The organism is Plantactinospora solaniradicis (assembly GCF_042658085.1).
Classification (GTDB): Bacteria; Actinomycetota; Actinomycetes; order Mycobacteriales; family Micromonosporaceae; genus Plantactinospora; species Plantactinospora solaniradicis.
In genome coordinates this window covers 901,211-912,198 of the sequence record NZ_JBHSPR010000001.1, presented here as the reverse complement: position 1 = coordinate 912,198, position 10,988 = coordinate 901,211, and the positions used below count along the sequence as shown (strand labels likewise).

The window sequence follows — 10,988 nt, the reverse complement described above, 5'->3', positions numbered from 1 at the left end:
GGATGGTACGCGTGACCAGATCAGAGGCGACGGGTTACCGGATCGAGCACGACACCATGGGCGAGGTCGAGGTGCCCGTCGACGCGCTGTGGCGGGCCCAGACGCAGCGCGCGGTGCAGAACTTCCCGATCTCCGGGCGTGGGCTGGAGCCGGCGCACATCAAGGCGCTGGCCCAGATCAAGGGTGCGGCGGCGATGGTCAACGCCGAGCTGGGGGTGATCGGCGCGGACGTCGCCGAGGCGATCGCCACCGCGGCGGCGCACGTGGCCGACGGCGGGTACGACGACCAGTTCCCGATCGACGTCTTCCAGACCGGCTCCGGCACCTCGTCCAACATGAACGCGAACGAGGTCATCGCCACCCTCGCCGCCCGCGAGCTGGGTCGCGAGGTCCATCCGAACGACGACGTGAACGCCGCCCAGTCCAGCAACGACGTCTTTCCGTCCTCGATCCACCTGGCGGCTACCCACGCGGTGGTGCACGACCTGCTGCCGGCGCTGCGGCACCTGGAGTTCGCGCTGGAGTCCAAGGTGGACGAGTTCGCCGAGGTGGTGAAGGCGGGGCGTACCCACCTGATGGACGCCACGCCGGTGACGCTGGGGCAGGAGTTCTCCGGCTACGCCACCCAGATCCAGTACGGCATCGAGCGGCTGGAGAGCTGCCTGCCCCGGCTGGCGGAGCTGCCGCTCGGGGGTACCGCGGTCGGCACCGGGATCAACACTCCGACCGGTTTCGCCCCCGCGGTGATCGCCAAGCTGCGCGAGATGACCGGGCTGCCGCTGACCGAGGCGCGCAACCACTTCGAGGCGCAGGGCGCCCGGGACGCGCTGGTCGAGGCGTCGGGCCAGTTGCGTACGGTCGCGGTCGGGCTCTACAAGATCGCCAATGACATCCGCTGGATGGGTTCGGGACCCCGAGCCGGCCTGCGGGAGCTGCGGATTCCGGACCTCCAGCCCGGATCGTCGATCATGCCCGGCAAGGTCAACCCGGTGGTCTGCGAGGCGGCCCGACAGGTCTGCGCCCAGGTGATCGGCAACGACGCCACCGTGGCGTTCGCCGGCTCGCAGGGCGACTTCGAACTGAACGTGATGCTTCCGGTGATGGCCCGCAACGTGCTGGAATCGGTCCGGCTGCTGGCCGGGGTCAGCCGACTCTTCGCCGACCGCTGCGTGGTCGGCCTGGTCGCGAACGTCGACGTCTGCCTGGCGTACGCCGAGGGGTCCCCGTCGGTGGTCACTCCGCTGAACCGCTACCTGGGCTACGACGAAGCCGCCTCGATCGCCAAGGAGGCGCTGGCCAAGGAGTTGTCGATCCGGGCGGTCGTGGTCGCCCGGGGGCACATCGAGGCGGGCCGGCTGACCGAGCAGCAGCTCGACGAGGCCCTCGACGTCCTCCGGATGACCCATCCCTGACCGGACCGGCCCCCACCTCCGGCGCGGTCCCGGGCGTCGACCGGGCTCGAATACCCTCGACGGATGGTTACCACGGTGGTGTTCGACGCGGACGAGACGCTGCTCGACCTGCGCCCAGCGGTGACCGGCGGGCTCGTCGCGGTACTGGCTGAGATGCGCCGGCTGACTCCGGCGGCGCAGGAGGTGTCGCTCGCGGATGTCGAGGGGGACTGGGACGCGGTCTACGACGATCTGGCCGACGAACCGGTCATCCGGATCCGCCGGGCCGCACTGGCCCGGTCGCTGGCCAGGGCCGGGCTGGCCGACGAGCTGGACCGGATGGCGGAGCTGTTCTTCGCCCGCCGGTTCGCGCTCACCCGGCCGTTCGCCGACACGCTGCCGGCACTCGGCCACCTGCGCCGGTCGTACGTGCTCGGCTTCGCCACCAACGGCAACAGCCGGGCGGAGCGCTGCGGGCTCGCCGCCGAGTTCTCCTTCGAGATCTACGCCCACGTCCGCGGAGTACCGAAGAAGCCCTCGCCGGCCTTCTTCGCCGCGGTGCTGGCGGCGGCCGGGGCGGCGCCCTCGTCGGTCGTGCACGTCGGCGACTCGCCCGACAAGGACGTCCAGGCCGCGCAGGAGGCCGGTCTGCGGGCGGTGTGGCTGAACCGCCAGGGTCTGCCGCGTCCACGCGGCCTGCGCCCCGACGCGGAGGTGCGTTCGCTGGCCGAGTTGCCGTCGGTGCTGGACCGCTGGCGGACGACGGTCGGTTAGGCGTGCGTCCGCCGGTGTCAGGCCAGCGCGGCGGTGATCTCCGCCGCTGCGGCGGCGACCTGCGCGCCGGCCAGTGTGACGTCGAGCGGTGCCAGCGCCACCACGCCCACGCTGGCCTCCAACCCCGGCACCCCGAGGACGGGCGCCGCCACCCCGTACGCGCCGGCCTGTAGTTCGCCACTGGTCGAGACCGGGTCGGCCCGACCGGCCCGCCCGGCCAGGATCGCCCGTCCGGCGGCGCCCCGCTCCAGCGGATGCCGGGCCCCGGTCCGGTACGCGACGTGGAACGCGGTCCAACTCGGCTCGACGACCGCGAGCGCCACCCCCTCGCCACCGTCGACCACGGTCAGGTGGGCCGTCGCGCCGGTCTGCTCCGCCAGCCGCCGCAGGGCCGGCAGGGCCCCGTCGGCGAGCAGCGGCTGGGCCCGCCTGGCCAGGTGCAGCAGCCCGGCGCCGAGGCGCAGCCGGCCGGTGCCGTCCCGCCGGACCATGCCGTGCTCGACGAGGGCGCCGAGCAGCCGGTATACCACCGCCCGGCCGACGCCCAGTCGCGCGGCCGCCTCGGTCACGGTGAGTCCGCCGTTCGCGTCCGCGACGAGTTGCAGCAACCGCAGTCCCCGGTCCAGGGTCTGCGCCGTCTCGCCGGCCCGGCCAGCGGTTTCGCCCGCCGGGCCGGCCGTACCGCCTGCCGTCGTCGCCACACCAGGGAGCGTACGACCGGAACCCGGCCGGGCGGCACCGCGGCCGGTCGCCGGGGCGGGGCCGCCGAGCCGGGTCGGTCGGCGGTGGCGGGGCCGTCGCGGGGCGAGCCCGGACAGGGCGCGGTCGGTACCCTTAGACGGTGACGCTACGCATCTATGACACCGCCACCCGATCGGTACGGGACTTTGTCCCGAAGGAAGCCGGCAAGGTGGGGATCTACCTGTGTGGTCTCACCGTGCAGTCCGCGCCACACATCGGCCACCTTCGCGGTGGGGTCAACTACGACGTGCTGCGTCGTTGGTTGACGCGGAGCGGGTTCGAGGTGACCTTCATCCGCAACGTCACCGACGTCGACGACAAGATCCTCGTCAAGTCGATCGACCAGCGGCGCCCCTTCTGGTCGATCGCGTACGCCAACGAGGTGATCCTCGGCGCCGCCTACCGCAGCCTCAACGTGCTGCCGCCGACGTACGAGCCCCGGGCGACGGGACACATCCCGGATATGCACGAGCTGATCAAGAAGCTGATCGCGGACGGGCACGCCTACCAGGCCGACGACGGCTCCGGCGATGTCTACTTCGACGTCCGGTCGTACCCGGAATACGGCGCGCTGTCGGGTCAGCGGCCGGACGCGACGCAGACGCAGATCGCCGACGAGGTCGCGGAGCGGGGCAAGCGGGACCCGCACGACTTCGCGCTCTGGAAGGGCGCCAAGCCGGAGGAGCCGGCGGACGCGACCTGGCCGTCGCCGTGGGGGCCGGGTCGTCCCGGCTGGCACATCGAATGCTCGGCAATGTGCTGGCGCTACCTCGGCGCGGAGTTCGACATCCACGGCGGCGGGCTCGACCTGACCTTCCCGCACCACGAGAACGAGCTGGCCCAGTCGAGGGCCGCCGGCCTGCCGTTCGCCCGGTACTGGGTGCACAACGGCCTGCTCAACCTCGGCGAGGCCAAGATGAGCAAGTCGCTGGGAAACGTGGTCGACCTCGACCACGTCGCCTCGGTCGGCGTCCGCCCGGCCGAGCTGCGCTACTACCTCGTGGCGTCGCACTACCGGTCCCGGATCGACTACTCGGACGAGTCGTTGCGGGAGGCCGCCGTGGCGTACCGGCGGATCGAAGGGTTCGTGCGCCGGGCCGTCGAGCGGGTCGGGGCCGGGACGATCGGCGAGATTCCCGCCGCCTTCGCCGAGGCGCTCGACGACGACCTCAACACCTCCGCCGCGACCGCCGTGCTGCACGACACGGTCCGGGACGGGCAGGTCGGCCTGGCCGGCGGCGACGACGAGGTGACCCTGACCACTCTGGGACGGGCGCGGGCGATGCTCGATGTGCTCGGCGTCGACCCCCTCGACGTAACCTGGGCGGGGGCCGGGCAGGATGGTGACCTGCGGGCCGTGGTCGACTCGCTGGTGGCGCTGGCCCTGGAGCAGCGGGCGCAGGCCCGCAGTCGTAAGGACTGGGCCGCCGCCGACTCGGTGCGTGACCAGCTCAAGCATGCCGGCGTGGTGGTCGAAGACACCCCGCACGGCCCGCGTTGGACGATCGGAGAACAGGACTGATGGCCGGAAACTCGCAGCGTCGGGGTCGGCGGGTCACCCCGAAGAGGGGCGCCGCGACCGGCTCCGGCGGCAAGAACCGGGGCAGCCTCGCGGGCCGGGGCAGGACCCTGCCCGCCGACGAGCGCCCGTGGCACAAGGGCTACTCCGGCACCGAAGACCTGCCCCGACGTACCGCCTGGAAGCAGGAGAAGGAGCGTCGCAGCGCCGCCGAGGAGGGTCGGGCGCCCAAGATCGGCACCCCGGGCACCAAGGACACCACCTGGGGCGCCGGTGGTGGCAGCGCGAAGAAGAAGGGCGGCCGTCCGGCGGTCTCCGCCGGCCGGGGCGCCGCCAGCGCCGGGCGGGCCACTGCCGGGCGGGGCACCGGGGGTCGTAGCGGAGGCAAGCCGGCACCCCGGTCCGGGCCACGGGTGGCGCCCGGACGCCGCTCCACGCCGGGCCGGGAGGCCGCCGAGCTGCTCCTCGGCCGGAACCCGGTGGTCGAGGCGCTGCGCGCGCAGGTGCCGGCGACCGCGTTGTACGTCGCCCAGGGCATCGACATTGACGACCGGGTGAACGAGGCGCTCCGGACCGCCGCCGACCGGGGCATCGCGATCCTGGAGATCAGCCGGGCCGAGCTGGACCGGATGACCGGTGGGGTGCTGCACCAGGGCATCGGGGTGCAGGTGCCGCCGTTCGCCTACGAGCCCTTCGAGGACATGCTCGCGATGGCGCTGGAGCAGCCGTCACCGCTGCTGGTGGCGCTGGACGGGATCACCGATCCGCGCAACCTCGGCGCCGTGATCCGTTCGGCTGCCGCCTTCGGCGCCCAGGGGGTCTTCGTACCCGAGCGGCGGGCTGCGGGGATCACCGCCACCGCCTGGCGGACCAGCGCGGGCGCGGCGGCCCGGGTCCCGGTCAGCCAGGTGACCAACCTGACCCGGTCGCTCAAGCTCGCCCAGCAGGAGGGGTTCCTGGTCGTCGGCCTGGACGCCGACGGCGAAACCGACCTCTACGACCTGGAGGCGGCGGTCGGGCCGCTCGTGGTCGTGGTCGGTTCCGAGGGACGCGGTCTGTCCCGGTTGGTGGGCGCCACCTGTGACCTGCGGGTGAGTATCCCGATGGTCTCCGAGGTCGAGTCGCTGAACGCCAGCGTCGCGGCGGCGGTGACCCTCGCCGAGGTCTCCCGGCGCCGCCTGGCCGCCTGACCCGGGAAGCGGTGGTGCCGGTGTGGTCGAATGAGCCGTGACCAGCCGACCCTCTCCGCCAAGCATCGCGACGACCGTCGTCCTTCGGGTGGAGCCGACCCCGTCCGCTCCGGCCCTGCTGCTGCGCCCCTGGCAGGACGAGGATGTCGAATCGTTGGTCGAGGCGTATCGCGACCCGGCGTTGAAGCGCTGGACGAGGGTTCCGGTGGAGGACGTCGACGACGCGTACCGGTGGCTCGCGCTTCAGCGGGCCGGCTGGGAGAACCGGCAGCGGATCAGCTTCGCCGTCCTGGCCGACGATCGTGGCAACGGTCCCGCTCGGCTGCTCGGCAACGTGGTGCTGAAGTCGCTCGACCCGGCGGTCGGCTCCGCCGAGGTCGGCTACTGGACGGCGGCGTACGCCCGGGGTCGGGGGGTGGCTCCGCGCGCGCTCGAAGCGCTCACCGGCTGGGCCTTCGACGCCTTCGGCCCGGAGGGCCTGGACCGGATCGCGCTACTGCACCAGGTGGACAACCTCGCGTCGTGCCGGGTGGCGGAGAAGACCGGCTACCGGTTCGACCGGATCATGCCCGCCCGCCCGCCGTTCCCCCGGGACGGCCACCTGCACCTCCGGCGACGGGCCGGTCGGCCGGGCGTTTGAACGCCGTGTAGTCGGTCCTCGACCTGATGCCATGGGGATCGCCGCCGCCGTGCGACCCGGGCCGAGCGGGACGCAGCCGTCCCGTCCGACGGTGGGCACTGCCCCGTAACATGCAGGGCCGGGCAACCCCTCGCCTGCGGAGGAGTCGGTTGATGTCAGGGCAGGACGGAGGCTACGGGCTCGGCGTCGATCTCGGGACCTCACATACCGTGGCGGTACTGCGCTGGCCGGACGGGCGCACCAGGCCACTGCTCTTCGACGGGCAGCCGATCCTGCCGTCCGGCGTGTTCCTCGACTCCTCCGGGCGACCGCATGTCGGCCGGGACGCCCAGCGGTTGGCCCAGGCCGATCCGGCCCGCTACGAGCCGAACCCCAAGCGGCGGATCGACGAGTCCGCCGTACTCCTCGGAGACCGCGAGATTCCGATCGTGGACCTGCTCGCCAGCGTGTTGGGCGCGGTGGCCAACGCGGCGGTCGAGGCGGTCGGCTTCCTGCCACCGGCGGTGCTCAGCTATCCGGCGACCTGGGGCGCCCGCCGCCGCGAGGCCCTGGCCGCCGCCGTCGGCCGGGCCGGCTGGCCCCCGGTGACCGGCACCGATCCGTCGTCCCGGCCCGCCAGCGGCACCCTGCTGGTGCCGGAGCCGGTCGCCGCCGCCCGCTACTTCGCCGACGTGCTGCGCCGGCCGGTGCCGGTCGGTTCGGCCCTCGCGGTCTTCGATTTCGGCGGCGGCACTCTGGACATCGCGGTGGTCCGCAACGAGGGCACCGACGACGCCGGCCGGGCCCGATTCGTGGTGATCGGCTCGGGTGGGGTCTCCGACCTCGGCGGACTCGATCTCGACGCGGCACTGGTCCAGCACCTCGGCGGGATCATCGCCACCGCGCACGGAGTCGTCTGGCAGCAGCTCAGCCAACCGGTCACGGCCAGCCAGTGGCGTAACCGCCGGCAATTCTGGGACGACGTACGCGGGGCCAAGGAGATGCTGTCCCGGGCCACCACCGCTCCGATTCCCGTGCCGGGCGTCGAGCAGGCGTTGCACCTGACCCGGGACGAGTTGGAGAGCGTGGTCACCCCGTTGCTGCGCCGGGGGGTCTACGAGGCCGCCTCGGTGCTCGCGAACTGCCGGCTGAGCGTCGACCAGCTCGCCGGGCTGTTCCTGGTCGGCGGATCGTCCCGGGTGCCGTTGGTGGCCCGGCTGCTGCACGCCGACCTCGGGATCGCGCCGACCGTGCTCGAACAGCCGGAACTGCCGGTCGCCGAGGGCGCGCTCGCCGAGCTGTCCGCCACGGCGCTCGCGACCGTCGCGGCGCCGGCGGTCCGGGGTACGGCCGGAGTGCCGACCAGCCCCGCCGCGCCCGGTACGTCCGCGCTGGTGCCCGGGCAGGCCGGTCTCTACCAGGGCGGCGCCGCCTCGGCCGTCTCCGCTCCACCATTGCAGAGTTCCGGGCCGTACCAGCAGGGCGTCGGGCCGCGCCAGCCGGGTCCGGGGCCCCACCCGGCCGGAGTGCCGGCGGGTTATCCGGGACGGCCGGACAGTCCGCCGCCGTACGGGGCCGGGGCCGCACCCCAGCCCCGGGCTGGGCTGGCCGGGCTGGTCGACCGGTTGCCGCGCCGGGCGATCTGGATCGGTGCGGGCGCGCTGCTCGCGCTCGTCGGAGTGGTCGGCGCGGCGACGTTGTACCTGACCCGGGACCGCTACCCCGCCATCGACTTCGCGCCGTTCGCGGAGATCGACCGGGTCGCCGCCCGGGTGGAGAATCCGACGACACCGTTCACCGTGATGGCCGGCGACCGGGCGTACGTCGCCTATCGGCGGCCGGACCAGCGGCTGGACATCGCGGTCGTGCAGGCCGAGACGGCGAAGGTGTCGCGTTGGATCACGACGGACGTCGGCGCGGAGCAGTGGGCCGGGCTCGAGGCGCTGCCGGACGTTCTGGTGGTGAAGGCGGGCGCGGTGGTCGGCAGCACCCCGCGTGACCTGATCGCGTTCGACCCGGACAACGGCGCGAAACTGTGGAGCCGGCAGGTCCATGGTGACGACACCATCCACTACTTCGACCGGTACGTCGTGGTGCTCGACAAGACCGCCGCAACGGTGATCGGGATCAACGCCCGGACCGGCGAGGAGTGGACCCTGCCGAGCCCGAAGGGCCAGTACGACAGCGCCTCGGCGATCTATCCGATGAACACCGTCGAGGAGGTGGGCGGCGCGGCGGCCAACCCGTACGGCAATCCGATGATGCCCAACCGGGGCGACGACCCGCGGCTGGTGCAGATCGGCGCGGACGGCTCGATCCGGGTCATCGACGTGACGAACGGCCGGGTGCTCAAGACCCGCGAGAAGGCGGCCGACACCGACGACTTCGTGCTGGCGTACGAGGGTCAGCTCTTCGTGGCCTCGCCGACCGACGGTTACGGGCTCGCCCGGTACGACCTGGCGACCCTCGGGGCGCCGACGAACGTCTACACCGCGCCGGACAAGAGTCGGCGGCCACAGGCCCTGGCGCCGTGCGGTGAGCACCAGGTCTGCCTGCTGGAGGGCGCCGGCTCGGACAAGGAGTCCACCGAGCTGGTGGCGGTCCGGACCGACGACCGGGCGGACAACCAGGAGGCGGCCTGGCGGAAGAAGGTGCCGCAGGCGCAGTACCTGGTGCCGGTCGGCGAGAACATGCTGGTGCCGATCGGCTCGTCGGAGGATTCCCTGCGGCTCTTCGACCCGGACGGCCGGAACACCCTGACCCGGGAGGGCGTGGCGGTACGCGTCGACGGCGGCAACCTGCTGGCCTTCGACGCGAGCCTTTCGACGTACCGCGACGACGCCAGTGTCGCCGGGGTGAACGTCGGCTCCGCCAAGGCGACCGAGTTGGGTCAGCTCAAGGCGATCATTCCGGCCAGCTGCTCGTGGAACACCTCGGTCATCGTCTGTGGTACCGATTCCGAGTTCCTTTTCGCCCGGTTTGTTGGCAGCGGCGGGTAGTCGTAGGCGCTTTCCTGAGTGATATCTGTCCACTTTGGGGGACAGCGATCCGGGCGTAGTCGGGTACCATCCTGATCCACCACGTGCCTGAACTGCGGGTTGTCGTTCCGTCCTGCCTGGATCTTCCGCTCGAAGGTGATTATGACGCCTCTTCTCTCGTCCGGCCGTCCATCGTCGGAGGGCCGCTTGCTGTGGTCGGCCACCTTCACGATCACGATCCTCGCCGCAGCGGCGGCGGTGGTCGGCGCGGTGGTCAGCGCCAGCCCGCTCGGTGTGTCGGTCGGCGTGCTGGCGGCGGCGGTCGCGGTGCTGCTGTTGACGCTGCTGCGGACGTTGCGTCGCCGGCAGCGCGGCGCCTGGATCGCGTTCGAGCAGCACGGGCGGGAGGCCGAGCGGCGACTTCTCGGGTACCAGCACCAGTTGGCGGAGCGCGAGCACCAGTTGGCGGAGCGCGAGACCGAGTGGGCTGGGCGCGAGGCCGAGTGGGCTGGGCGCGAGGCCGAGTGGGCTGGGCGCGAGGCCGAGTGGGCTGGGCGCGAGGCCGCCTGGGCCAGGCGCGAGGCCTCCTGGGCCGGGCGTGCCGAGGCGAAATCGGCGGCGGTGAACAAGGCCCTGGAACACCTCCTCCGGGTACGCCTCTCCGCGGCGTTGGCCGGCTCCCCGGTGCCGCCCGCGTACGACGACTCCGAGCTGGACGAGGTCGCGGCCAGCCTCGTCGACGGCGTGCTCGCGGAGGCGACGAGTGCGTTGAAGCGGGCAGACGAACGGGAAGAGTCGTTGCGGCTCGCGGTGGTGGCCCTGTCCCGGCGGGTCCAGACGGCGGCACACTCCATCCAGGAGCAGGTGTCGCTGATGGCCGACCGGCACCAGCACGACCCGGATGTCGTGGAGTCGAGCATGCGGGTCGACCATGCCGCCGCACAGCAGGCACGGCACGCGCAGAGCCTGGCGGTGCTGTGCGGGGAGTGGCCGGGACAGCAGTGGCAGGAGCCACTGGCGATGGTGGACGTGGTCCGGGCCGCCTCCGCGCGGATCCTCGCCTACCGGCGGATCGAGGTCGCCGGCGACCAGGACGTGGCGGTGGCCGCCGAGGTGGTCGAACCGGTGATCCACCTGGTGGCGGAGCTGCTGGCCAACGCCACCCAGTCGTCACCGCCCGCGACGAGCGTTCCGGTGACCGTGCGAAGGGTGCAACGTGGCGCCGTTATCGAGATCGACGACGGCGGCGTCGGAATGGACGAGCACCGGCTGGAGCAGGCCCGGGAGACGGTCTCCGGGCGCCGCCGGGCCGGGCTGGGCGACCTGGGCGAGATCCCGCAGACCGGTCTCGCCGTCGTCGGGCACTACGTCCGCCGGCACGGGTTCCGGGCGGATCTGAGCGAGTCCCCGTACGGTGGGTTGCGGGCGGTGGTCCTGATCCCGGCGAAGGCAGTGGAGACCGTGGAAGCTCCAGAGGCCATGGCCGCGCGACCCGCCGTTCGGCAGGCCGAACCGGTCGACGAGGCCGAGCCGCGGACCACCGTCGACACCGCCTCCTCCGACTCGCCGTCGGCCGGGGCAACGCTTCCGCAGCGCCGGTCCCGGCGTGGTGAGGCCGCTGCGGCTGTCCCGGACGAGTCGGCGCCGGCATCTCCCAGCCCGACGCCCGAGCAGGCGGCTTCCTGGATGGGCGCCTTCATCGAGGGCGGCCGGACCGGCGGTGAACCGGACCCGGCGGGCACCAGCTGACCGCCGACAACCGAAGGATTACGAACA

General features: G+C 72.8%; 8 protein-coding genes. 7 read left to right on the top strand and 1 reads right to left on the bottom strand.

Annotated features, from left to right (window positions below; all coding sequences use genetic code 11):
- Positions 1 to 2: 2 nt before the first annotated feature.
- Together ACFP2T_RS04200 and ACFP2T_RS04195 are read left to right on the top strand one after the other, a co-directional pair.
- Positions 3 to 1,412 carry a class II fumarate hydratase gene (locus ACFP2T_RS04200; RefSeq protein WP_377417901.1) on the top strand — a complete coding sequence of 470 codons (1,410 nt, stop codon included), beginning with the start codon at positions 3 to 5 and terminating at the stop codon, positions 1,410 to 1,412.
- Between the two features lie 63 nt (positions 1,413 to 1,475).
- Positions 1,476 to 2,165: an HAD family hydrolase gene (locus tag ACFP2T_RS04195; RefSeq protein ID WP_377417405.1), complete on the top strand. Its 690-nt coding sequence runs from the start codon at positions 1,476 to 1,478 to the stop codon at positions 2,163 to 2,165.
- Positions 2,166 to 2,182: 17 nt separating this feature from the next.
- Here ACFP2T_RS04195 and ACFP2T_RS04190 read toward each other — a convergent pair whose 3' ends face one another.
- Positions 2,183 to 2,866, bottom strand: coding sequence for an IclR family transcriptional regulator (locus ACFP2T_RS04190; protein ID WP_377417403.1), 684 nt, complete (start codon positions 2,864 to 2,866; stop codon positions 2,183 to 2,185).
- A 140-nt stretch (positions 2,867 to 3,006) separates the two neighbouring features.
- Between ACFP2T_RS04190 and cysS the strand changes: the two genes are divergently transcribed.
- From cysS to ACFP2T_RS04165, 5 genes are all read left to right on the top strand, one after another.
- On the top strand, positions 3,007 to 4,428 hold the full coding sequence (gene cysS / locus ACFP2T_RS04185) for a cysteine--tRNA ligase (protein WP_377417401.1): 1,422 nt from the start codon (positions 3,007 to 3,009) through the stop codon (positions 4,426 to 4,428).
- On the top strand, positions 4,428 to 5,615 hold the full coding sequence (rlmB, locus tag ACFP2T_RS04180; RefSeq protein WP_377417399.1) for a 23S rRNA (guanosine(2251)-2'-O)-methyltransferase RlmB: 1,188 nt from the start codon (positions 4,428 to 4,430) through the stop codon (positions 5,613 to 5,615). The genes cysS and rlmB overlap by 1 nt, the downstream gene beginning before the upstream one ends.
- An 88-nt stretch (positions 5,616 to 5,703) precedes the next feature.
- The gene (locus ACFP2T_RS04175; protein WP_377417397.1) at positions 5,704 to 6,255 is read left to right on the top strand and encodes a GNAT family N-acetyltransferase; all 552 of its coding nucleotides are present in this window, start codon (positions 5,704 to 5,706) and stop codon (positions 6,253 to 6,255) included.
- A 152-nt stretch (positions 6,256 to 6,407) separates the two neighbouring features.
- Positions 6,408 to 9,233, top strand: coding sequence for an Hsp70 family protein (locus ACFP2T_RS04170; protein ID WP_377417395.1), 2,826 nt, complete (start codon positions 6,408 to 6,410; stop codon positions 9,231 to 9,233).
- A 186-nt stretch (positions 9,234 to 9,419) separates the two neighbouring features.
- A complete protein-coding gene (locus ACFP2T_RS04165; RefSeq protein ID WP_377417393.1) occupies positions 9,420 to 10,961 on the top strand; it encodes an ATP-binding protein in 1,542 nt (513 codons plus the stop codon).
- Positions 10,962 to 10,988 lie beyond the last annotated feature (27 nt).